This is a genomic window from Paenibacillus sp. fava2 (genome assembly GCF_058313675.1).
On record NZ_CM177755.1, the window covers coordinates 2,701,690 to 2,723,786 of the forward strand.

The window sequence follows — 22,097 nt, forward strand, 5'->3', positions numbered from 1 at the left end:
TAAAAAAACGCGCCGGACCTCGTGGTCCTGCGCGTTTCGATATTACGCAGGGAGGTCGAACGCGAATAGCGTTAGCCCTCCCTGAATGCCTTCAGGTGTGCTAACGCCGCTTGTGATGATGAAGCTGATTCTGTATGATGGAAATGCTGTTTATAAGGTTCACCGGAATCAGCTCCCTTCGAATTTAGATTAATGCACATTATAGCGGATGAAATGGAGCTGTGCAAGGGGCAAAAACGGCGGTGTGCCGGATGTTCTGATAACTAAAGTGAAAAGAGGCATTGTTGATGGATCATGAACAATTAATTGCGGCAGCCGAGGGCTTTGCCAAGGAGCAGCTGGGCCGGGATACTACCGGGCATGACTGGTTTCACACGGATAGGGTACGGAACACAGCTGCGCTGATTGCCGGAATGGAAGGAGCCGATGTACTAATCTGTACAGTAGCTGCTCTGCTGCATGACGTCGCCGATGAGAAGCTGAACGACTCCAAGGAAGCGGGGCTGCAAAAAGTTGCAGGCTGGCTGGAGGAGCATCTGGAGGACGCCGGGCAGACCGGACATATCATGCAGATTATCGGGACGATGTCCTTCAGCGGCGGAGGAGGTGCTCCCATGTCTACACTGGAAGGGCAATGCGTGCAGGATGCGGACCGGCTGGATGCGCTGGGGGCTATCGGCATTGCCCGGACGATGGTTTTCTCGGGGGCCAAGGGCCGTCCGGTGTATGATCCGGAGGAGGCTCCGCGTGATGAATCGCTGCAGAAGGAATACCGTGACTACTCCAAGGGCACGGCGGTTAATCATTTTTATGAGAAGCTGCTGAAGCTGAAGGATCTGATGAATACTTCCTACGGACGCAAGCTGGCTGAGGAGCGGCATGATTTCATGCTGCTGTATCTGGAGCAATTTTATAAGGAATGGAATCAGGGCAGCCGGAAGCCGTTAAAATGAGAACAGGCGCAACAAGGAAGGAATAATTACATGAGCGAGCTGCAATTCAGAGATTACGAGTTAAATGAAGAGATTATCAAAGCCCTTGACCTGATGGGCTATTCGGCTCCCACCGAAGTACAGAGCAAAGTGATTCCTGTTGCCCTGAAGGGCCGGGATCTGATTGTAAGATCACAGACCGGCAGCGGCAAAACTGCCTCATTCGGCATCCCCGTCTGCGAGCTGGTGGACTGGGCGGAGAATAAGCCGCAGGTTCTGGTGCTTACCCCGACCCGGGAGCTGGCGGCACAGGTCAAAGAGGATATTGCCAATATCGGACGCTTCAAGCGGATCAAGGCTGCCGCTGTGTTCGGCAAGCAGCCGTTCGCCCCGCAAAAAATCGAGCTGGCGCAGAAAACGCATGTTGTCGTAGGAACGCCGGGACGAGTGTTCGACCATATCGAACGGGGCACCCTGCCTCTGAACCGGATTCGCTATCTGGTCATTGATGAGGCTGATGAGATGCTGGGCATGGGCTTTATCGAGCAGATTGAGCAGATCATCCGGCGCCTGCCTGAAGACCGGGTAACGATGCTATTTTCTGCGACATTACCCGAGGCTGTAAAAAGCTTGTGCCGCAAATACATGACTGACCCGGCGGATATTGAGATTGCAGCCAGCGGGATCACTACGGCGGCCATTGAGCATACGCTGATTGAGGTCAGACCTGCGGCCAAGTTCGGCCTGCTGCTGGATCTGCTGACGGTGGAGAACCCGGACAGCTGTATTATTTTTTGCCGGACACAGGAGCAGGTTAATGAATTATTCCGGGGACTGGCTGACCAGGAGCTGCCCGCGGACAAGCTGCACGGCGGGATGCTGCAGGACGAGCGGTTTGAAGTCATCAATGCGTTCAGGAGAGGACAGTTCCGCTATCTGATTGCTACGGATGTGGCTGCCCGCGGGATTGACGTAGAGAACATAACTCATGTATTCAATTACGACATCCCGATGGAAAAAGAAAGCTACGTGCACCGCACCGGACGTACCGCACGTGCAGGCAGCAGCGGCAAAGCAATTACATTTGTTACGCCTAATGAGCACAAGTGGGTTGCTGATATTGAAGCCTATATCGGCTTCAGTATCCCGGCTCTGCAGGCTCCTGCGGAGCAGGCTGTGGAAGAGGCAAGGGAAGCTTTTGAGCAAAAGCTCGGCAAAAAGCAGGTCCGCAAGGCAGGCAAAACCGAGGTAATGAACCGCAACATCATGAAGCTGTATTTTAACGGCGGTAAGAAAAAAAAGCTGCGCGCGGTTGATTTCGTTGGTACGCTTGCCAAGCTTGAGGGAATGACTGCCGAAGACATCGGGATCATCACGATTCAGGACAACGTAACCTATGTGGATATTCTCAACGGCAAGGGCCCGATGGTGCTCCAGGCAATGAAGAATACAACTATCAAAGGCAAGCAGCTAAAGGTGCATATTGCGAAAAAATAACAGGGGCAAACGGGCACCGGCAAATGTGGAAATAAATCAAGGCTGCCCGGCACGTGATATTTTGGGCTGCAAACCGCGGCGGAATAGCGTACATTTCAACATAATTATTTGAAATTACGCTGCTGAAGGGGATGTGGAAGATGATAGACGTGAGAAGCCGGGAATTTGCCGTTCCCTTTTTGCAGAGCCTGATTCAGGTGGATACCTGTAACCCGCCGGGCAATGAGCACCGTTTAGCCCTGCTGCTGCAGGAGTATTTGCGCGGGAAGGGCCTGGAAAGCCGTGTCATCACAGTTGAGCAGGGGCGCAGTAATCTTGAAGCTGTAGTTGCCGGCGGCGGGGGGCGGAAGCTGATGTTCTGCGGACATCTGGATACCGTCAGCCCCTGGACTGCGGAAGCCGGGAAATACCCGCCTCATGGCGCAGCGATTGAGGACGGCCGGATGTACGGCCAGGGTACCTCTGATATGAAAGGCGGACTGGCGGCGATGCTGCTCGCCGCCGTATCACTGCATCAGGAGGGCATCCGGCTGGGCGGGGATCTGATTGTGCTGGCGACAGCCGGAGAGGAGGTCGACAGCTGCGGGGCCCGGCACTATGCGGAGCAGCATAACCTGGAGGAGCTGGACGGGCTGGTGATTGCCGAGCCGACAGGCAGCCGGGTTGCTGTTGGCCACAAAGGAGCACTGTGGCTGCGGATTACGCTGCATGGACGCAGTGCCCACGGCTCCATGCCGCACCTTGGCCTGAATGCGGTGGAAGGGATGATGGAAGTGATCGCGCTGCTTAAGCGGCATGCGCTGGAGTGGCAGGCCCATGATCCCGTCCTGGGATCAAGCAGCCTGTCGGTTAACTCCATCGCCGGCGGTGTGCAGACCAATGTGATCGCTGACCGCTGCAGCATTGATGTGGATATCCGGACGGTTCCGCCGCTGCTGCATTCCGGGCTGCTGGCCGAGATTACGGCCAGGCTTGAAGGCATGCAGCAGCTGAATGCAGGCTTCCGTTATGAGGTGGAGGAGCTGCTGGACCGGAGCGTGGTCTACACTGATCCCGGCGAGGAGCTGATCCGCACTGCGCTTGAGCTTGCCGGCAGTGCAGATGAGGGGACAGTGCAGGGAGTCTCCTATTACACGGATGCCTCCGTGCTCCATAATCACGGGAAGCTGCCCGTGCTGATCTACGGTCCCGGTGATCCCAAGCTTGCCCACCAGCCGGACGAATGGATTGATATTGAAGCGTACCTTGAATCAATCAGCTTTTACCGGGAGCTGGCGGTCCGCTTTCTAGGGATGGCTGCAGACTAGAAGGGCTGTTGTGTAAGTCTGCCATGCCGGCATATGCTGCCGGGTGGAATGAATACTGCTGGCGGTTCACCAGTATGTTCATCATTGTCGCGACATCCGCTGGTGTCCGTTAGAGACCCGCGATAGTAGGCTGCCAGTTTGCAGCGGGCGTTAGACCGCCGGCTTAGAGCGACAGAAGCGGCCGGTCTAATTGCACTACTACAAAAAACCTTCCGCCAGGCGGCCGACAGGCCGGGGAGCGGAAGGTTTTTTACGTTTATTTAGTCAAGGCGCTCTACGCGTTATACTGTGCCTGATACAGACGGCTGTAGGTGCCGCCTGCATTCAGCAGGTCTTCGTGGCGGCCTTCCTCGGAAATGCCGTCCTCGTTCACAACGATGATCCGGTCGGCATTTTTGATCGTGGTCAGCCGGTGGGCAATGACCAGAGTGGTGCGGCCGACAGACAGCTCAGCAAGAGACTGCTGGATGGCGGCCTCGGTCTCGGTGTCGAGCGCTGAGGTGGCTTCGTCCAGAATCAGAATCGGCGGGTTCTTGAGGAACATCCGGGCAATGGCCAGACGCTGCTTTTGACCGCCCGACAGCTTCACGCCGCGTTCGCCGATGATGGTATCCATGCCGTCCGGCAGGCTGTTGATCAAGTCCTCCAGATGGGCGCGTCTGGCGGCTGTCCAGATTTCGTCCAGCGGCGCATCGAGCTTGCCATAGGCGATATTCTCACGGATGGTACCGGAGAACAGGAACACATCCTGCTGTACGATCCCGATCTGCTTGCGCAGGGAGTGCAGCTTCATGTCACGGATATCGGTCCCGTCCACGGAGATGGCACCGCCGGTGACATCATAGAAGCGGGGGAGCAGGCTGCAGATGGTTGTTTTGCCGGCACCGGACGGTCCGACAAAAGCAATCGTCTCTCCGGCATTGACCTTCAGGCTGATCCGGTTCAGCACAGGCCGGTCTGCCTCATAACCGAAGCTCACGTTATTAAAGACGATGTCGCCGCGCAGGGAGCCTGCATGGGCGGCGTCCGGCTTATCGGCAATGTCCGGCTCGGTATCAATAATTTCAAGATAGCGCTTGAACCCGGCGATGCCCTTCGGGTAACTCTCGATAACGGCATTGATCTTTTCGATCGGCCGGAAGAAGATATTGGACAACAAAATGAAAGCGACGAATTCACCGATCTCAAGCTCACCCTGGATAAAGAACCAGGCGCCGCAGATCATCACCACGATCGTAATCAGCCGGGTCATCATGTAGCTGACCGAGGAGCTTTTGGCCATCAGCTTGTATGCCATCAGCTTGGTTTGGCGGAATCTCTGGTTGTCTTCAGCGAACAGCACCTTCTCATGCTCTTCATTGGCAAAAGACTGCACCACGCGGATGCCTCCGACATTATCTTCAATCCGGGCGTTGAAATTCCCCACATTGCCAAAAAGGTTGTGGTACGTTGAGGTCATATTGCGTCCGAAGTGAATAATCACCCAGGCCATAATCGGCACAATGATGAAAGTAATCACAGCCAGCTGCAGATTAAGATCTGCCATCAGGATAAAAGCACCGACCAGTGTCATTACGGCGATGAACACATCCTCCGGGCCATGGTGGGCCACCTCGCCGATATCGTTAAGATCATTGGTGATCCGCCCGATCAGATGACCGGTTTTATTGTTGTCAAAGAAACGGAAGGAGAGCTTTTGGATATGGTCGAACATTTTTTTGCGCATATTGGTTTCGATGTTGATTCCCAGCATATGCCCCCAGTAAGTGACCACGTAGTTCATCACAGTTGTCAGGGCATAAATCGCGAGCAGGGCGATACAAGCCAGCAGAATCAGCGGCCAGTCCTTGCCGGGCAGCAGCTCATCGATGAATTTATTCACAGCTACCGGAAAAGCGAGCTCCAGCAGCCCCGCCCCCACCGCACAGGTGAAGTCGAGAATAAACAGCCCCTTGTAGGGCCGGTAATAGGAGAAAAAACGACGCAGCATCTCTTGTTCACTCATTTCTGTATGTATTGTTAGTTGAGAGTCATTCTCAACTGTCTTATTCTTAGGATACTAAAGAGGGTTACCGGATTTGTCAACCTTTGTCATGTGGAAAGGGGGCAGGAATTCCTGCCGTGTCACCCAGTCCAAGCCGGATACTTAAACATATGTTATGGATATTCCAGTAAAAAGGAGGAGTTAAGCATGAGCGAAAATGTCGGCGGATACAGCCCGTTCACTTCAACTGGCGCCATTCTGGTTTTGTTCATCCTGCTTGTAATCATTACTAAATCCTTCTGGGTATAATGGAGCAGGTCCATCCGGCTGATCCTGCCAGTCTTAGGACTGGCAGGATCGCTATACATATCGGGCGCAGGACGTGTTAAAAACTTATGCAATTTGAGTCTGGCGGGGTTATAATATAACAATCTGTGTAAGAAAATTGGTCTGATGCGGCTGACAATCACCGGTTGTCAGCCGTTTGTACTGCGATCAGGAGGATCATCATGACTGTAAAATCTCAAGACCGGACATCCGCAAAACCAGGCATGCCCGGAACCCGCACCGCTTCCGGCCCGCTCCTGCTGGTGCTTGGAATCTTGTTTGTTGCTGCTGCCCTGCGGGCGCCGTTCACCTCTGTAGGTCCGTTGCTGGGCCTGATCCGTGACGATCTGGGCCTGTCCAATACGCTGGCCGGGTTTATTACAACACTGCCGCTGCTTGCATTCGCCCTGCTGTCGCCGTTTGCGCCGCAGCTGGCCCGCCGCTTTGGCCTGGCCAACGTGCTGCTGCTGGCCATGCTGACATTGGCTTCTGGTATTCTGCTCCGTTCAGCTGCGGGCACCGTTGCCTTTTTCACAGGCACCGCACTGATCGGACTGGCTATTGCGGTCTGTAACGTACTGCTTCCCGGACTGATCAAGGGAAGATTTCCCGCGCGGATCGGCCTGATGACCGGAATGTATACTGTGTCAATGAATCTGTGTGCGGCAGCAGCTTCGGGCTTCAGTGTGCCTCTTGCGGCACAAGCAGGGTTAGGATGGCGCGGTACATTGTCGCTCTGGTTTATTATCGCTTTGCTAGCGATAATATTCTGGCTTCCTCAAATGAAAGGCTTTGTCCGGGGAGGCGGGGCACAAGCTACTAAATCCTCAATAAACGTCTGGAAGTCACCGCTGGCCTGGCAGGTTACCTTGTTTATGGGACTCCAATCCTTGCTGTACTATGTGCTGATCTCCTGGTTCTCGGTAATTCTGGGCGAACGCGGCATGTCGGCCGGCCATGCGGGCTGGATTCTGTCGCTGATGCAGCTGGCCCAGCTGCCCTTTACCTTTTTTGTGCCGCTGCTCGCAGGCCGGATGAAGAACCAGCGCAGTCTGGTTCTAATCACTTCTATATTGTTCTTTATCGGGATTCTTGGCATCTGGCTGGGCAGCACGGCCTGGATGGCACTGTGGGCGGTCTGCATCGGCATCGCCGGCGGCTTCGCCTTCGGGCTGGCCATGATGTTCTTCAGCCTGCGGACCCGTACAGCCCAGGAGGCCAGCGAGCTGTCCGGGATGGCCCAGTCTGTCGGCTACCTGCTGGCAGCCATGGGGCCTGCGCTGTTCGGGCTGCTGCATGATGCCGCGGACAGCTGGAATATTCCGCTCGGCCTGCTGGCCGCCGCGGCAGTGCTTCTGTGTGCTGCCGGGCTGGGAGCAGGGAGAGACAGACAGGTTGGCGGCCTGTCCAATAACAGATGAAACAGCTATTATATTGAAAGAGCGCACCGGAATGCATCTTCCGGTGCGCTCTTTTTTAGCTCTTTACGGCAATCACCCGGATTCTCCGGTAATCCATTACCCAGACGCCGTCACGGAACAGCTGGGGCTTCAGCTCCTGCTCCATGAAAGCCAGCACTTCGTCACGCTGTACCGGGGAAAGCACACTCAGAATCCCGTCCGCGAATGTATTCAGCCAGCTGCTGAAGCCCTGCTCACCGCCGGCCAGCGGAGTCGGGCGGTCATAGCACAGCGCAAGGCTGGCAACCAGCCCGTTCTGTTCCAGCAGGGTAGTGTACTCTGCGATTCCGGGAAAATACCAGAGCAGTGCAAGCTTATCCGGGCAACCGGCAGCAGCGAAGGCGCGCGGCAGCCCCCGGGTGACCGAGGCAATATTGCCCTGGCCGCCGAACTCGGCAATAAAACGGCCGCCGGGACGCAGGCTTGCGGCAATGCTTGCCGCAGCTCCATTGGCATCGGTCAGCCAGTGCAGGGCCGCGTTGCTGAACACGGCATCGGCGGACGGTTCAGCGGTATAGCGCTGTCCGTCAGCCAGGATGAATTCAAGCTCCGGGTGCTTGCTGCGGGCTGCAGCGATCATTTCTGGCGAGGCATCAATTCCGGTAACTGCAGCGCCGTATCCGGCAATGACAGCCGCCAGATCCCCGGTGCCGCAGCCCCAGTCCAGGATGCGCTCACCGGCTGCCGGCTTCAGCAGTTCAATAAGAGATTGGCCATATTGTGAGACAAAGGCCATATCCGAATCATAGGTTCCGGTATTCCATTTCTGATTCATGCGGTTTAAGCTCCTCTCCGGTTACAGTGGGTTAACTATGTTGTAACACGCCGGGGCTTATAAGTGAAATATATAAAGATTATAAAATTTATTGGTTATACCTATTGAAGTGCGGTGAATATGCCATAGAAGCTGAACAGGATAAGTATTGCTGCGGAGATACGGCTTAGAATCCGGCTAAAAGAATCGGGCAGCCTGCGGCTGATCCCTTTGATGATTAGAGCCAGGAGCAGCCACCAGCAGAAGGAGCCAAGGGCTATGCCGGCAGGCAGAAACAGTGAGCTTCCGGTTTTGCTGCCCAGGGAAGCGGACAGCGCCATAAAGCTCAGCACTGTAGCTGGATTGGCCAGTGTCAGCAGAAACGAGGTAAGCAGGCTGTACAGCATTCCGCTGCGCGCAGTCTCCGGCATAGCAGCGGCTCCCGCTGTCCGCCAAGCCATTACTCCGAGATAAGCGATGAACAGGGAGCCGAGCAGCTTCAGCGGCAAGGTATATGCAGTGGTGAAGTCGCCCACCGCCTTGAAGCCGGTCACTGTTACCAGCGCATAAAAGGCATCAGCCAGCGCAATGCCTGCTCCTGTGGCCAGACCGGCGGACAATCCCTGCCGCAGTGTCCGGTTCATGCAGAGCAGCGACATCGGGCCGACCGGTGCAGCGACAATAAAGCCGAAGCCCACGCCGCCAAGCAATGCGGGCCAGAGGGTCATGTTACGCTGTCTCCCGACTGCAGTGGAACATTCGGTGTCTCTTTGACTGTTCCGAGGATAATGGTCGTCCTGGTGCGCACAATACCCGGCAGACCTTTCAGTTCTTCACTGATAATACGGTCGAGATCCCTTGTTCCCCTGCAGCGGATTTTCAGGATGTAGTCATCATCACCTGCCGTATGATGACATTCCTGAATTTCCGGCAGCTCGTGTACGAGCGTAAGAAAAGCCTGCCGGTGTGCCGGGCGTTCTAGGGAGACGGCAACGAGTGCTGCGAGGCTGTAGCCTGTTGATTCAGAATCGATCAGAGCCGTATAGCCCTTGATGACCCCCTGTTCCTCAAGCCGTCTAACACGGTCAGCGGCAGCAGGGGAGGAGAGTCCGAGCATTCCGGCCAGCTCTGACCAGGTGATTCTTCCGTTAGCCATGAGGATGTTAACGATCTTTTTATCTAAAGAATCCATGTTTATTATCCTTTCTTTATTAAGTTTAATCGGATTATAACCTAATAAAAATAAGTAAACAATGACTTTTCTCTTATGGATTACAGGATGAACGGTGGATCGGATAAATATTAATAAATAATTCTTGCAATCCATCTGCAAAGAGTGTATATTCTTAATTACGGTGATTAAATCACTGAGATACATATTATGCGGTCGTGGCGGAATTGGCAGACGCGCACGGTTCAGGTCCGTGTGGTAGCAATACCGTGGAGGTTCGAGTCCTCTCGACCGCATCAGCTTTATCAGGAAACCCTTCGGCAGAAGGGTTTTTTTATTTTTCAGACGGCCATTAATCCCTCAGCCACGCCGGTGACCGGGGGGTTTTTGTGCAGGCTGGGATCCGGTTCAATTCAGGGACTTCAGTTCCACAGCGGAACAGCCGAAAAAAAGGTATACTATGTAATGAGCCAAGACCCCCGAATGTACAGAGGAGGCAATATCATTGTCTGATACCCTTTATAAAACCTTATATATGCGGTCTTCTACCGGATTTGCGGTCGTTTCGCTCTCGAACGGAATGATCGAGCTGGCGAACCCCGCTTTATGCAGTATGTTCGGATACACTGAAGAGGAGTTTCTAAGCCTCCGGTATCTTGACATCACCTGTATGGAGAAGAAAGACCAGACTGACCAGGAACGGGTGATGAAGCTCCTGCTGCAGAGTCCCGGCGCGTCTGTTGATAGTGAAGAACGGTTTATCCGTAAAAACGGCGAAATCTTCTGGGTGGCGCTTCACTTGTTTCTGACCTTTGATGAGGCTGCGGGCACTCCGGTCTATATGATTGCGGAATTGCAGGATATAACGGAGCGCAAGAAGGCGGAGCAACGGGTGAGGGAAGAGTATAACCTGTATAACCTGATCACCCGGAATACTCCGGATATGATCTCCCTGGCTGATCCCGAGGGAACGATTATATATGTCTCTCCTTCCGTGGAGAAGATGCTGGGGTATCCTGCGCATGAAATGATCGGCAAAAAAAGACTTGAATATTACCATAATAAAGATGCCATTGAGATGAAGGAGCCCGGCAAGCTTTATTCAGATAAAGATGTATTTACCAGACGGGTCCGTCATAAAAACGGTGATTATTTGTGGATTGAAAGCTCCTTCCAGGTTATGCGTGATGACAAGGGAGAAGTGGAGCGGGTGCTGACCGTTGCCAGAGATATTACGGAGCGCAAGAAATATGAAGACATGCTGGCGAATGCCCAGTTCCTGGCCAAAATGGGCTCCTGGGAATGGAATCACGCCCACAAGCAGATGACCGTATCCAAGGAGATGCGTCATATTTTCGGGCATAAGGGTGACAGCAGCAATCATTCCCTGTACGATCCCAAGCTGATTCAGGACACTATTCATCCGGAGGATTTACCTGAGGTGATGAGAGCCATCCGGAAATGCCTGCATTACGGGGGAAGTGACAGCATGACCTTCCGGATCACAGCAGCTGACGGATCGGATAAATATATAAGCGCCCACTGGGAAGGGGTTCCGGATGATAACGGTAGAACAAGGCAGATCAGCGGCGTAGTCCAGGACGTGACTGCACACCGGATTATGGAGGAGCAGCTGCGCGAGAGCGAGCAGAATTACCGGCTGATTTCAGAAAACTCCCAGGATTTTATCACACGCAATGCGACGGATGAGGATGCCACCTATCTGTATGCCTCCGCCGTGTGCCAGCAGATGTTCGGCTATACGCCTGAGGAGATGGTCGGCACGAAAGGGATGGGATATATTCATCCTGAGGATGAAGTCAGAGTCCGGCAATATATAAACGACGGGATGAAAGGATTGAGGCTGGAGCCAATCGTATTCCGTTTTTTGTGCAAGGATGGGTCTTATCTGTGGGTGGAAACGACTGTGCGCCATATCCGGTACGGCCCCGGAGAAACCGCCGAAATTATCGGTGTGACCCGGGACGTTTCGGAACGCATGCAATATGAGCAGAAAATGATGGAAAGCGAGAACCGCTACAAGTCGTTGTTTGACTATAACCCTTCTGCCATCATAGCCATGAATCTGGAAGGCTGCATCCAGTCGCTTAACGCCAGTCTGCTGAATCTGACCGGTTATTCCCGGAACAGCCTGCTGAACTCCTTCTATAACGAGTTTATTGATCCGGAGGAAATCGATTTCGTAACCGAGAGATTTGCCCGCGCTGCCGGCGGGGAAGCACAGACCTTTGAGAGCAGGCTGATCCACAGGAAAGGGCACCTGGTCGAGGTAAGTATGATTTATGTGCCGATTATGCTGAATTCCCGCGTAGTTGGTGTGTTTGCCATTACAAGCGATATCACGGAACGCAAGCGGCATCTGGAACAGATTGAGAAGCTGAGCTATGAGCATGCACTGATTCTTAACTCTGTTACCGAGGGGATTTTCGGCATAAGCCTGGAAGGGGAGACGGTGTTTATTAACCCGGCTGCCTACACGATGCTGGGTTATGACTCCGGTCAGGCCGGAGGTAACAGTGAGCTGCATGCGATACAGCAGACCTGGCTGGACGGAGATCCTTACCCGGGAGGCGGCAAGACACTGCCTGAATGGTTCTCTGAGCATCTCTCCTATGAAGAGAAGGAAGGGGTGTTCTGGCGTCTGGACGGCTCCAGCTTCCTGGTCAGATACCGGATGACCCCGCTGTTCGACAATGGGGAGCGGAAGGGCGTTGTTGTCGTATTCCGCGATATTACCGAGGAAAAAGCAATTGTACGGGCCAAGGAGTCAGCCGAACAGGCGGACCGGGCCAAATCGGAGTTTCTGGCGATTATGAGCCATGAGCTGCGTACGCCGATGAACGGCATTATCGGGATGACGGATCTGCTGACGGGCACGGAGCTTAACGAAGAGCAGGAATACTACACGCAAATAATCAACAAGAGCAGTGCGTCGCTGCTGCATATCCTGAACGAGGTGCTTGATTTCAGCAAAATAGAGGCCGGCATGATGACCGTGGAGCTGCAGGCCGTTGATCTCCGGCAGGTGATGTCTAACGTAACGGAAATCTTTTATCCGAGGGTAAAGGAAAAAGGGCTTGTGCTCCAGATGGAGATTGCCCCTGAGCTTCCGCCGCTCCTGGTAACCGATGAGGGGAGATTGCGTCAGATACTTATCAATCTGGTCGGCAATGCCGTTAAGTTCACTGATGAAGGAACGGTCAGCATGACTGCGCAGCTGGAAGCGGTCCGGGAGAACGGCGCGGTTATTCTCAAGTTTATTGTAAAAGATACAGGAATCGGCATTGCTCCGGCCAGCCAGGGGCTGCTGTTCCAATCCTTTTCCCAGCTTCATCCCTCCATTAACCGTAAGTATGGCGGGACCGGACTGGGACTGGCGATCAGCAAAAGGCTGGTCGAGCTGCTGGGCGGAGCAATCGGGGTGGACAGCCGGGAAGGTGAGGGGGCGGAGTTTTATTTTACAATCGAAGCCTTGATTCCGCGGGAGGATTCCGCACAGGAGCTCATAACGGCGGGTGAAGGGGACAAGCAGGTAACGGTTCAGAACAGGCGCAGGGAGTACTCATTCGGTGAATTTGGGCCGCTGTCGATCCTGATTGCTGAAGATCATCCGGTTAATCAGCAGATTATGCAGGCTTTTCTCAAAAAGCGGGGTTATCATGCCGATGTTGCCTTGAACGGGCAGCAGGCAGTGGAGGCAGTGCGTTTGCGCCGCTATGACCTGATCTTTATGGATATCCAGATGCCGCTGATGGACGGTATTGAGGCTGCCATGCGGATCAGAGAAGAGCACGGCCTGTATCCGGTGATTGTGGCCGCTACCGCTTTTGCCCAGAAGGAAGATAAGGAGATGTGCCTGAGAGCGGGAATGCAGGATTTCATCTCCAAGCCGATCCGTTCCGAAGAGCTGGACAGGGTGCTGCGGGAATGGTCGGCCCAGCACCGCAATCAGGATTGACTGCGTGCGAAGGAGGACAGATGAATGAAAGGGATCGTGTATACAGGGTTTGCGGTGATGTACGCACTGGTCACCTTTTTTGGAATAGGTCCGGTACTGTTCGCGGATGGGACGTTATCTGAACGGATTGTGACACTTGTTGTGGTGCTGCTGATCTATGTCCTGCTTACGCTGGGCCTGCTGCTTGTGAGGAGACGTCTTTCATAAGCATTGACAATCTTTTCTTGTCTAGCTATATTTATAGTATTCGTAATAATTACGCATAAATTTAGTCAGCGAGAGGATTTTTGCACCGGATATGATGAAGCGCGGCGATTTTATATTGATTGTCCTGGTTCTGCTGCTTGCGGGCGGAATCTATGGAGTCAAATGGCTGGACGTACGGGGGGAGCATTATGAGCAGGGAGACCTGCAGGCTGTGATTACAATCAACGGCAAAACCTACCAGACCGTTACGCTGACCAAGGAAGAACAGACCATTGATATTCAGACCAAATTCGGCCATAACATTCTCAAGGTGTACGACTATGGCATACAGATGACCTATTCGGATGCCCCGCTGCCGATTGCACTGGATATGGGGTTCATTTCCAGGCCGAAACAGCAGATTATCTGTATTCCGGCCAGACTGATGGTTGAGGTTGTCAATCCGGATGCCTCGATCGATAATGATGAGGAGTTGGATGCCGTTATTTAGCTTCTGTTATTACCGGACTGCTGCTGATCTGTTCCCAGGCGGCTACAGAATCGGCATTGGAGTAGACATAAGGCGTTGAAGGCTGAGGAATCGGAGTTACGGTTTCGGGAATAATCTGAACAACAGTTTTACCTTGATAATTAGCGGCATGAAGCTTGCCCCGCACCTCAATCCAGGTGTCTGCGGGCAGGCTTATTTGCGTCTGCGGATCAAGCAGAATGCCGAAGGGGGTCGCGTCTGCTGTGCAGCACTGCACCAGAAAACGGCTTACCGCATATGAATCACCGGCAGGCCCCTGTTCACGGTACAGGAACCCTGAGACTGCGATTTCCTTGCCTTCAAACTGCTCCTTATACAGGTCGATGGCCCCGAAGGTTTCGGAAAAAATTTCGGGATGCACCTGGATTACAGACTGTTTGTACAGCTTGGCTGCAAGCTCGGCGAATTCCTCCTGGTACGGGTTTGCGGCGGCAAAGCGTTCCTCCCTTCCTTCCTCGGGCGAAATGTAGGTCAGGGAGACTCCTTTTCTCGCTGCTGCAGTCGTTCCGAGCGCCCGGTCCGGCAGCACAAAGCCGAGCAGCAGCGGCAGCAGGAACAGGCCGTACAGAGCAGTGCTCCTCGGTATGGACCGTGGGAGCTGGTGCTCACAGTCGCATAGTGCACTGCTTTTGCCGAAGAGAGCCTGTATTCCAAGACTTACGGCCATCAATGACAAAGGCACCGGACAGAGCCGGATCCAGCGGGCCAGCTTGGGGGCGACATAATAGTGCAGTGCATCCTGCTGGCTTAAATGTGCAATATACAGCGCAAAACCGAGCAGAAGGGCCGCCCTGAGCAGGTAATGCACACGGATGCTGCGCGGGTCGTTCATAGGGACCTCCTGAAAGTGGACTAGAGCCAGAATGATGCCAGCACCGAGCCGACGAAAACGGCCGAGAAAATAAGAAAAAACAGATAGATGGCAAATCTGGTTTTGAACAGCGAGAGCAGCATGAGCGAATTTTTGAAATCAAGCATCGGCCCGAGCACCATGAAGGCAAGAAGGGCGCCTGACGGAAAGGTATGCAGGAATGTGGCCGCGACAAAAGCGTCGGAGGTCGAGCAAAGGGACAGCACAAAGGCAAGGCCCATCATGAACAGATACGAGCCCAGCGGCATGCCGCCGATGGCCTCCAGGCTGCCGTGATCCATAAAGCTCTGAATACCGGCAGTCAGCACGCAGCCGATGATTAAATATTTGCCCATTTCGAAAAATTCATCCGAAGTATGGACAAGCACGGATACGAACCTGCCCCCGCGGGCGGCGAGCTGGTGTGCCTCACTGCTTTCCCGCCGGATGGACAGCCGCAGCGGCGACTTGGTTACGGTAGCGTATATGATGAGTCCTACGGCTGCTGCCACAGCAAAGGCCAGTCCCATCCGTGCATACGCGAGCCAGGGGTGAGTGCGGAACGCGGTCAGTGTAGCCCCGTATACGACAGGATTCAGGATCGGGCCCGAAAGAATGAATACAATGGCGACATACAGCGGCATTCCCTTCTGCATCAACCGGCGGACAAGCGGGATCATTCCGCATTCGCAGACAGGAAAAAGGATGCCGAGCAGACAGCCGAACAGAATCGCCGGGACCGGCCGCCGCGGAATCCAACGCGAGATCCATTCGTCAGGAACGAATACGCGCAGCAGCGAGGACAGCAGGGCTCCCAGCAGCACGAATGGCAAGGCCTCCAGCAGAATGCCGGTGAAGGCGGTTTTGAAGCTGTGGATGTATGCGTTCTCCAGCAGCTCCGGATGCTCCGGCAGCCAGACTATGCCAAGGACGATCAGGAAGACAGCGGGAACAAGCAGCGGCAGTATTTTGAGCGGATAAAAGGATGTCAATGCATATTAGCTCCTTCCCGTTGTATAACTTCAGCCAAACAGACTGGACCACTGCGCAGTCAGCTGCTGCTCATCGAGACCCAGTCCGATGAACACAATATAGGGCTGGCCGGGGTAGCGTGATGCCTCCCAGCTGATGCGGTCTCCGGCGAACTGGACCAGCTGGACAGGCTGCAGCCCGTGCTCCCGGCTGGACAAACGGACATGCCCTTTGGCTCTAAGCAGGCTGCTTCCCCATTGCCGGAGAAAGGCTTCAAGCTGTTCGCCCGAAATGCCCTGCTCCGCCGATTGCGGAAAGGTAAGTGTGACGGCAGATACCTGGGAATAGGAACCGCCGGTATCCGCTTCCCGCTCCTGTACGGCGGTAGCTCCCTGAGTCTGTCCGCTGTGCATGCGTTTCAGCGGAACGCCGCTGACCGGAAGCGGACTGCGCATGGCGGCGGCATTGCGGGGCTCCTGCGGATATATGCCGGCCAGCAGCGGAGCCAGATTGATCTCGCTGTAATGGGTGAACACAATTTCCGAGTCCGCGTTGTATTTGCGGACGGTTTTTTCGATTCGCCACAGCCGCTCCGGCTCAACAAGATCGGATTTGTTGACGATCAGCAGATCGGCGCCGGCAAGCTGCTTGCGGAGCGTCCGGACCAGCTGTTTGTCAGACGAGAAGCGGCTGTTATATTCCAGCACGTTCTCCGCATCCAGTACGGTGACGGTATAATGCAAATGAACTCTTTCGCTAAGCGGCTTCTCCTGCAGCGTCAAGGCGATTTCTTCAGGATCGGCCACTCCGGTAAGCTCGATATAGATGATATCGGGTCGCCGGGCGAGGACGGCATTGAGGCTTCTTGGCAGATCCTCTTTACGGCTGCAGCAGACACAGCCGTCCAGCAGCTTTTCCACATTGGCCCCGGTCTGCTCCTGCAAAATATATCCGTCCACGTCACGTTTGCCCAGCTCATTCATCACAACCCCCGCATTCAGCCCCCGTGCCTTGCTCTCCTGCAGCAGGGTGAGCAGGAGGGTTGTCTTCCCGCTCCCCAGAAAGCCGCTCAATATCATCACCGGTATCTTCATGGTCCACACTCCCGCCTTTATTTGTTATGAATCACTGCAAGAATCATAGTTTCATAATTCCATCTATACGTGCTGCCAATGGCAGAAAGACCATCTTTTTTTGAGAGATTGGGTCCGGCGCTGCTAGGAATTTTTTGGCGGCAGACAGTTGACATTTGGCCGGGGAAGACGTTATGATGTGTAAATCGTAATAATTACGATTAAATAAAAGGAGCTGAATATCATGAGAGTAACTGTAACTTTGGCCTGCACGGAAACAGGCGACCGCAACTATACCACTGTCAAGAATAAGAAAAATAACCCAGAGCGTCTGGAAATGAAAAAGTATTCGCCCCGTCTGAAGCGCGTTACACTGCACCGGGAGACCCGCTGATTCATCTGCGGCTGATCTAAATAAAACTAATACAGTAAGGGGCTTAACCATGAAAAAAATACCTGTAACCGTGCTGAGCGGCTATCTCGGCTCCGGCAAGACGACACTGCTCAACCATATCCTGCAGAACAGAGATGGCCTGAAGGTGGCAGTAATCGTAAATGACATGAGTGAAGTGAATGTGGATGCCAATCTGGTGAAGTCCGGTAACACCCTGTCACGGACAGAAGAGACACTGGTGGAGATGTCCAACGGCTGCATCTGCTGCACCCTGCGCGACGATCTGCTGCGTGAAGTAAGCAGGCTGGCTGCCGAAGGCCGGTTCGATTATATCCTGATTGAATCCTCCGGGATCAGTGAGCCTGTGCCGGTGGCCCAGACCTTCACTTACGCCAATCCGGAACTGGATATTGATCTGACGGAGCTGGCCAGACTCGATACGATGGTCACGGTGGTTGATGCGAACCGCTTCTGGCATGATTTTGCATCCGGAGACAGTCTGATTGACCGCAGTATGACCGCTGGGGACAATGACTTCCGTGATATCGTCGACCTGCTGATCGACCAGATTGAAACCTGCGATGTGCTGCTGCTGAACAAATGCGATCTGGTGGAGGAGCAGGAGCTGAACAAGCTGGAAGCCGTACTGCGCAGGCTGCAGCCTTCTGCCAAAATAATCCGCACCGTTAAGGGTGTGGTTGATCCTAAAGAAATTCTGAATACCGGCCGGTTTGATTTCGAAAAAACAAGCATGTCCTCCGGCTGGATTGCCGAGCTGAACAAGGACGAGCATACACCGGAGACGGAGGAATACGGCATCGCCTCGTTCGTCTACCGTCGCAGAGCGCCGTTTCATCCGCAGCGGCTCAGCTTCTTCTTCAGCAACTGGCCGGAAGAAGTGGTGCGGGCCAAAGGTTTGGTCTGGATTGCCGCTAAGGGCGATCTGGCGGCAACCCTGAGCCAGGCCGGCCCGTCGATCCAGTTCGGCCCGGCCGGATACTGGCTGGCGACGCTGCCGGAAGCACAGCAGGTGGAGGTGCTGGAGACTGAGCCGGATGTGAAGGCACGGTGGGATGAGCAGTGGGGCGACCGGATGAATGAGATCGTGTTCATCGGCATCGGGATGGACCGGGCTGCGCTGGAAACACGGCTCGACAGATGTCTCCTGACCGCTGAGGAGATGGGTCAGGACTGGAAGCAGTTCAATAATCCGCTGCCCTGGCCGTCTGAGGAGCTGCTGGCTGCGGGGCAGGAGTAGCAGCTGTTACTTGGGATTGGAATGGATTAGAAACGGTAAAGATCAAAGCCCTGTAACGCTGGTGAACGCTCCGCAATCGCGGAAGCCGTGTATGACAAGGTGTTTCAGCTGCCGGTTTAGAGCCGCTCTAGTTTGAAAGCCATAGATGATGGCTAATCGCAACATTTACATTTATTTTTTTTACGGGTTTACAAATCGTAATTATTACGATAAACTCATTAAAGTTAAGCGTAATAATTACTAATAAATGCTTGCTGAGCTCCCTTTTAACGTCCGGAGTGGACTAATGCGAAGCGGAGGGCAGAAACCAGACAGCAGACTAGCGGCGAAGAAGGAGGTGGTTCCATGATATTGTCATCCATGCGTAATGTAGTGTTCGGTTATGGTGAAGAGCCGGTCATCGACCGTCTCTCGCTGGATATTGAAGCCGGGCAATTCATCGGTATCACCGGACCGAACGGGGCGGCGAAGACGACTCTGCTCAAGCTGATGCTGGGCCTGCTTCGGCCGTGGGGCGGAACGGTTGAACTGAACGGCGAGCTGACAGCAGACGGTAAGCTGAATATTGGCTATGTTCCGCAGCAGATTTCTTCGTTTAACTCTGGTTTTCCGAGCTCTGTTATTGAATTGGTCCGGTCCGGCTGCTACGGGCAGCTTGGATTATTCCGGCGTTTTACCAGGGAACAGGATGAGCTGGTGGAGCGCTGTCTGCGGCAGGTGGAGATGTGGGATTACCGAAACCGCAGGATCGGCGAGCTGTCCGGCGGGCAGAAGCAGCGGATCTGTATCGCCCGGGCACTGACCCAGCAGCCGCAGGTGCTGGTGCTGGATGAGCCGACAACCGGGATGGATGCGGCCAGCCGCACTGGCTTTTATAAGCTGATGCGCCATTATGTAAATGCGCATGGCCGGACGGTCATTATGGTTACACATGGTCTGGAAGAAGCTGGTGCCTATCTGGACAGTGTAATCAGTCTGGAACGAAAGGAGGAGGAGGGCTGGACATGTTTGGTTACGAATTCATGCAGCGCGCATTTTGGGCCGGGGGGCTAATCGGCATTATTGGCCCCTTGCTTGGGGTCTATCTGATGCTGCGCCGCCAGGTGCTAATGGCCGATACCCTGTCGCATGTGTCGCTTGCCGGAGTGGCACTCGGCTCGGTGCTCCAGCTTAATCCCGCACTCAGCGGCTTTGCCGTCGCGGTTGCCGGTGGCCTGGTCATTGAGCAGCTCCGCCGTTCTTACCGTACATATAGTGAGCTCCCCGTAGCTATTATCATGACCACAGGGCTCGCACTGGCTGTTGTACTGATGAGTCTGAAGCAGAATCTGAGCAAAAGCTTCAGCTCATACCTGTTCGGCTCCATAGTCGCCGTCAGCGATACCCAGCTGAGGCTTATCGCGATTGTTGCGGCCGCTGGACTGGTGTATTTCATTGTGCTGCGCCGGCCGCTCTATAGCCTGACTTTTGATGAGGAGACTGCCAGCATCAGCGGTGTCCGTACAGGACTGCTGTCTTTTTCGTTCGCGGTGCTTACAGGCATGACCGTTGCCGCTGCCATGCCTGTCGTTGGTGTGCTGCTGGTATCTGCGCTGATCGTTCTCCCTGCGTCACTCGCCCTGCGCATTGCCTCCGGCTTCACCACCGCCATTCTAATTGCGGTATCTGCCGGGCTGCTCGGCGTGTTCAGCGGTCTGACCGCCTCCTACTATATAAATACGCCTCCCGGAGGCACGATTGCGCTCATTTTGCTGCTGTTCCTGCTGACAGCCATTGCTGCACAAAAGCTGATCAGGCTGAAACGCCGTCACAGTAAATACCGGAGTCCCCTGCACAGCGGGAAATCCGTTCAGGAAATATAGAAAACATAATAGAAGTAAAGGAGTGTCACACCTCATTATGCTAACGTTCAAAATCCGTCATCTTGCCGTCCTGTCCCTGTCGGCCATGCTTATTGCCGCGGGCTGCGGGAGCAATAACAGTCCCTCTGGCAATGCGGCTGCCACAAACGCTGGCGGTAACGCAAATACAGCCGCTGCTGATACGGCTGCGGTTCCCGCTGACAAGCTGGACATCAAAGTAAGCTTTTACCCGATGTATGAGTTCACCCGCCATATTGCCGGTGATCTGGCCGATGTGGAGCTTCTGGTACCGGCAGGTGTCGAGCCGCATGACTGGGAACCGACAGCCCAGGATATGGCCCGGATTACAGACGCAGATATGCTCATCTATAACGGAGCCGGAATGGAGAGCTGGACCGCCCAGGTACTGGACAGTGCCTCAGGCAGCAAGCTGATTGCTGTTGAGGCAAGCAAAGGGCTGGATATTATGGAAAGCGCCGAAGGGGAAGAAGGCGGTCACGATCATGAGCACGCGGAAGAAGCTCATAGCACTGAGGGGCACGATCATGAGCATGCTGAAAATGCCCACGGCACTGAGGACCACGATCATGAGCACGCTGATGAAGCAAATGGTACTGATGAGCACGACCATGAGCACGCGGATGAGGCCCATGCCGGTGAGGAGCACGACCATGCTGAAGCAGGCCATACTCACGATCATGGCGGACTTGATCCCCATGTCTGGCTGGCCCCTTCCCTCGCGATACAGGAGGTGCGTACCATTGAAGCAGCGCTCGCCGCAGCTGCCCCGGCGCATGCAGCTGCATTCAAAACGAATGCCGACAGCTATATTGCCGAGCTTGAGCAGCTGGATAAGGACTTCAAAGACGGGCTGGCGAGTACCAAGCGGAAGGATTTCATAACCCAGCATGCCGCCTTCGGCTACCTTGCCAAGGAATACGGCCTGACTCAGGTGCCGATTGCCGGCCTGTCTCCGGAGCAGGAGCCCTCTGCTGCCCAGATGGCTGAAATTGTTGAGTTTGCCAAGGCCAACGATGTAAAAACAATCTTTTTCGAAACCCTGGTGTCATCCAGTGTAGCCGAAACTATTGCCCAGGAAATTGGAGCGAAGACAGCCGTTCTGAACCCGATTGAAGGTCTTACAGATGAAGAACGCAGCAGTAATATGGATTATATATCCGTTATGCGCCAGAATCTTGAAGCGCTGAAGATAGCATTAAATGAATAGAACAGCCGGATTTTAACCGGATTAGAGAGGAGTTCATACGTATGGCAAAGAAATCAAAAGTGGTAAAAGAGCTTAAGCGCCAGGAACTGGTCGCCAAATACGCGGATAAACGCAGAGAATTGAAGGCGAAGGGAGATTATCTGGCTTTGCAGAAGCTGCCGCGCGATTCCTCACCGACACGCCAGAAGAACCGATGCGCTGTTACAGGCCGGCCAAGAGGGTACCTGAGCAAATTCAAGGTATCCCGGATTGTGTTCCGTGAGCTGGCGTTGAAGGGTCAGATTCCCGGCGTCACCAAATCCAGCTGGTAGCT

21 protein-coding genes and 1 tRNA gene are annotated in these 22,097 nt (G+C 54.2%); 15 read left to right on the plus strand and 7 right to left on the minus strand.

The annotated features are described in order from the left end of the window. The first annotated feature begins 287 nt into the window (after nt 1-287). From AC4G46_RS11365 to AC4G46_RS11375, 3 genes are all read left to right on the plus strand, one after another. Nucleotides 288-953 carry an HD domain-containing protein gene (locus tag AC4G46_RS11365; protein ID WP_491128029.1) on the plus strand — a complete coding sequence of 222 codons (666 nt, stop codon included), beginning with the start codon at nt 288-290 and terminating at the stop codon, nt 951-953. 30 nt (nt 954-983) lie between these two features. Continuing rightward, nucleotides 984-2,429, plus strand: a complete 1,446-nt coding sequence (locus tag AC4G46_RS11370; RefSeq protein WP_491128030.1) for a DEAD/DEAH box helicase — start codon at nt 984-986, stop codon at nt 2,427-2,429. 140 nt (nt 2,430-2,569) lie between these two features. Then, nucleotides 2,570-3,736: a M20 family metallopeptidase gene (locus AC4G46_RS11375; RefSeq protein ID WP_491128031.1), complete on the plus strand. Its 1,167-nt coding sequence runs from the start codon at nt 2,570-2,572 to the stop codon at nt 3,734-3,736. Between the two features lie 274 nt (nt 3,737-4,010). Here AC4G46_RS11375 and AC4G46_RS11380 read toward each other — a convergent pair whose 3' ends face one another. Beyond that, on the minus strand, nt 4,011-5,726 hold the full coding sequence (locus AC4G46_RS11380; RefSeq protein ID WP_491128846.1) for an ABC transporter ATP-binding protein: 1,716 nt from the start codon (nt 5,724-5,726) through the stop codon (nt 4,011-4,013). A 201-nt stretch (nt 5,727-5,927) separates the two neighbouring features. On the opposite strand from AC4G46_RS11380, the gene AC4G46_RS11385 reads away from it, so the two are divergent. Both AC4G46_RS11385 and AC4G46_RS11390 read left to right on the plus strand, forming a co-directional pair. Then, nucleotides 5,928-6,029, plus strand: coding sequence for a YjcZ family sporulation protein (locus AC4G46_RS11385; protein WP_277470219.1), 102 nt, complete (start codon nt 5,928-5,930; stop codon nt 6,027-6,029). Nucleotides 6,030-6,271: 242 nt separating this feature from the next. Continuing rightward, on the plus strand, nt 6,272-7,468 hold the full coding sequence (locus AC4G46_RS11390; protein ID WP_491128847.1) for a CynX/NimT family MFS transporter: 1,197 nt from the start codon (nt 6,272-6,274) through the stop codon (nt 7,466-7,468). Nucleotides 7,469-7,523: 55 nt separating this feature from the next. Here the strand turns inward: AC4G46_RS11390 and AC4G46_RS11395 are convergent, their stop codons facing one another. The 3 genes from AC4G46_RS11395 to AC4G46_RS11405 all read right to left on the minus strand — a co-directional run bounded on the left by AC4G46_RS11395 (nt 7,524) and on the right by AC4G46_RS11405 (nt 9,453). Beyond that, complete coding sequence (locus tag AC4G46_RS11395; RefSeq protein ID WP_491128032.1) at nt 7,524-8,282, minus strand: class I SAM-dependent methyltransferase; 759 nt, start codon at nt 8,280-8,282, stop codon at nt 7,524-7,526. Between the two features lie 101 nt (nt 8,283-8,383). Next, nucleotides 8,384-8,989, minus strand: coding sequence for a LysE family translocator (locus AC4G46_RS11400; RefSeq protein ID WP_491128033.1), 606 nt, complete (start codon nt 8,987-8,989; stop codon nt 8,384-8,386). Beyond that, a complete protein-coding gene (locus AC4G46_RS11405; protein ID WP_491128034.1) occupies nt 8,986-9,453 on the minus strand; it encodes an Lrp/AsnC family transcriptional regulator in 468 nt (155 codons plus the stop codon). Before AC4G46_RS11405 ends, AC4G46_RS11400 begins: the two co-directional genes overlap by 4 nt. 191 nt (nt 9,454-9,644) lie before the next feature. Here AC4G46_RS11405 and AC4G46_RS11410 point away from each other — a divergent pair. The 4 genes from AC4G46_RS11410 to AC4G46_RS11425 all read left to right on the plus strand — a co-directional run bounded on the left by AC4G46_RS11410 (nt 9,645) and on the right by AC4G46_RS11425 (nt 14,108). Then, nucleotides 9,645-9,728, plus strand: a tRNA-Leu gene (locus tag AC4G46_RS11410). Between the two features lie 209 nt (nt 9,729-9,937). Next, a complete protein-coding gene (locus AC4G46_RS11415; protein ID WP_491128035.1) occupies nt 9,938-13,411 on the plus strand; it encodes a PAS domain-containing hybrid sensor histidine kinase/response regulator in 3,474 nt (1,157 codons plus the stop codon). 24 nt (nt 13,412-13,435) lie between these two features. Continuing rightward, the gene (locus tag AC4G46_RS11420) at nt 13,436-13,618 is read left to right on the plus strand and encodes a DUF6954 family protein (RefSeq protein ID WP_491128036.1); all 183 of its coding nucleotides are present in this window, start codon (nt 13,436-13,438) and stop codon (nt 13,616-13,618) included. Nucleotides 13,619-13,709: 91 nt separating this feature from the next. Continuing rightward, nucleotides 13,710-14,108: a NusG domain II-containing protein gene (locus tag AC4G46_RS11425; RefSeq protein WP_491128037.1), complete on the plus strand. Its 399-nt coding sequence runs from the start codon at nt 13,710-13,712 to the stop codon at nt 14,106-14,108. On the opposite strand, the gene AC4G46_RS11430 is transcribed toward AC4G46_RS11425, so the two are convergent. The 3 genes from AC4G46_RS11430 to AC4G46_RS11440 are packed head-to-tail and all read right to left on the minus strand — an operon-like array spanning nt 14,101 to nt 17,063. Then, nucleotides 14,101-14,979 (minus strand): TIGR03943 family putative permease subunit, encoded by an 879-nt coding sequence (locus AC4G46_RS11430; RefSeq protein WP_491128038.1) that lies wholly within the window; start codon nt 14,977-14,979, stop codon nt 14,101-14,103. The genes AC4G46_RS11425 and AC4G46_RS11430 overlap by 8 nt on opposite strands. A gap of 20 nt (nt 14,980-14,999) precedes the next feature. Then, entirely contained in the window at nt 15,000-15,989 is a 990-nt protein-coding gene (locus AC4G46_RS11435) for a permease (RefSeq protein WP_491128039.1), read from the minus strand. 30 nt (nt 15,990-16,019) lie between these two features. After that, on the minus strand, nt 16,020-17,063 hold the full coding sequence (locus AC4G46_RS11440) for a CobW family GTP-binding protein (protein WP_491128040.1): 1,044 nt from the start codon (nt 17,061-17,063) through the stop codon (nt 16,020-16,022). Nucleotides 17,064-17,286: 223 nt separating this feature from the next. Between AC4G46_RS11440 and rpmG the strand changes: the two genes are divergently transcribed. The 6 genes from rpmG to rpsN all read left to right on the plus strand — a co-directional run bounded on the left by rpmG (nt 17,287) and on the right by rpsN (nt 22,095). Beyond that, on the plus strand, nt 17,287-17,436 hold the full coding sequence (gene rpmG, locus AC4G46_RS11445) for a 50S ribosomal protein L33 (protein WP_039871924.1): 150 nt from the start codon (nt 17,287-17,289) through the stop codon (nt 17,434-17,436). 49 nt (nt 17,437-17,485) lie between these two features. Further along, a complete protein-coding gene (locus AC4G46_RS11450) occupies nt 17,486-18,694 on the plus strand; it encodes a GTP-binding protein (protein ID WP_491128041.1) in 1,209 nt (402 codons plus the stop codon). Nucleotides 18,695-19,039: 345 nt separating this feature from the next. Further along, nucleotides 19,040-19,747, plus strand: a complete 708-nt coding sequence (locus AC4G46_RS11455) for a metal ABC transporter ATP-binding protein (protein ID WP_491128042.1) — start codon at nt 19,040-19,042, stop codon at nt 19,745-19,747. Further along, nucleotides 19,693-20,556, plus strand: coding sequence for a metal ABC transporter permease (locus tag AC4G46_RS11460; RefSeq protein WP_491128848.1), 864 nt, complete (start codon nt 19,693-19,695; stop codon nt 20,554-20,556). Before AC4G46_RS11455 ends, AC4G46_RS11460 begins: the two co-directional genes overlap by 55 nt. 37 nt (nt 20,557-20,593) lie before the next feature. Next, entirely contained in the window at nt 20,594-21,784 is a 1,191-nt protein-coding gene (locus tag AC4G46_RS11465) for a metal ABC transporter substrate-binding protein (protein WP_491128043.1), read from the plus strand. A gap of 41 nt (nt 21,785-21,825) precedes the next feature. Continuing rightward, entirely contained in the window at nt 21,826-22,095 is a 270-nt protein-coding gene (rpsN, locus tag AC4G46_RS11470; RefSeq protein ID WP_491128044.1) for a 30S ribosomal protein S14, read from the plus strand. The last annotated feature ends 2 nt before the right edge of the window (nt 22,096-22,097 follow it).

Coding starts and splice junctions, on each gene's coding strand:
- AC4G46_RS11390 (WP_491128847.1), top strand. CDS start 6,272: ATGCCCGGAACCCGCACCGCTTCCGGCCCGCTCCTGCTGGTGCTTGGA.
- rpsN (WP_491128044.1), top strand. CDS start 21,826: ATGGCAAAGAAATCAAAAGTGGTAAAAGAGCTTAAGCGCCAGGAACTG.
- AC4G46_RS11370 (WP_491128030.1), top strand. CDS start 984: ATGAGCGAGCTGCAATTCAGAGATTACGAGTTAAATGAAGAGATTATC.
- AC4G46_RS11420 (WP_491128036.1), top strand. CDS start 13,436: ATGAAAGGGATCGTGTATACAGGGTTTGCGGTGATGTACGCACTGGTC.
- AC4G46_RS11365 (WP_491128029.1), top strand. CDS start 288: ATGGATCATGAACAATTAATTGCGGCAGCCGAGGGCTTTGCCAAGGAG.
- AC4G46_RS11375 (WP_491128031.1), top strand. CDS start 2,570: ATGATAGACGTGAGAAGCCGGGAATTTGCCGTTCCCTTTTTGCAGAGC.
- AC4G46_RS11395 (WP_491128032.1), bottom strand. CDS start 8,282: ATGAATCAGAAATGGAATACCGGAACCTATGATTCGGATATGGCCTTT.
- AC4G46_RS11450 (WP_491128041.1), top strand. CDS start 17,486: ATGAAAAAAATACCTGTAACCGTGCTGAGCGGCTATCTCGGCTCCGGC.
- AC4G46_RS11440 (WP_491128040.1), bottom strand. CDS start 17,063: ATGAAGATACCGGTGATGATATTGAGCGGCTTTCTGGGGAGCGGGAAG.
- AC4G46_RS11425 (WP_491128037.1), top strand. CDS start 13,710: ATGATGAAGCGCGGCGATTTTATATTGATTGTCCTGGTTCTGCTGCTT.
- AC4G46_RS11400 (WP_491128033.1), bottom strand. CDS start 8,989: ATGACCCTCTGGCCCGCATTGCTTGGCGGCGTGGGCTTCGGCTTTATT.
- AC4G46_RS11385 (WP_277470219.1), top strand. CDS start 5,928: ATGAGCGAAAATGTCGGCGGATACAGCCCGTTCACTTCAACTGGCGCC.
- AC4G46_RS11405 (WP_491128034.1), bottom strand. CDS start 9,453: ATGGATTCTTTAGATAAAAAGATCGTTAACATCCTCATGGCTAACGGA.
- AC4G46_RS11430 (WP_491128038.1), bottom strand. CDS start 14,979: ATGAACGACCCGCGCAGCATCCGTGTGCATTACCTGCTCAGGGCGGCC.
- AC4G46_RS11465 (WP_491128043.1), top strand. CDS start 20,594: ATGCTAACGTTCAAAATCCGTCATCTTGCCGTCCTGTCCCTGTCGGCC.
- AC4G46_RS11380 (WP_491128846.1), bottom strand. CDS start 5,726: ATGCTGCGTCGTTTTTTCTCCTATTACCGGCCCTACAAGGGGCTGTTT.
- AC4G46_RS11455 (WP_491128042.1), top strand. CDS start 19,040: ATGATATTGTCATCCATGCGTAATGTAGTGTTCGGTTATGGTGAAGAG.
- rpmG (WP_039871924.1), top strand. CDS start 17,287: ATGAGAGTAACTGTAACTTTGGCCTGCACGGAAACAGGCGACCGCAAC.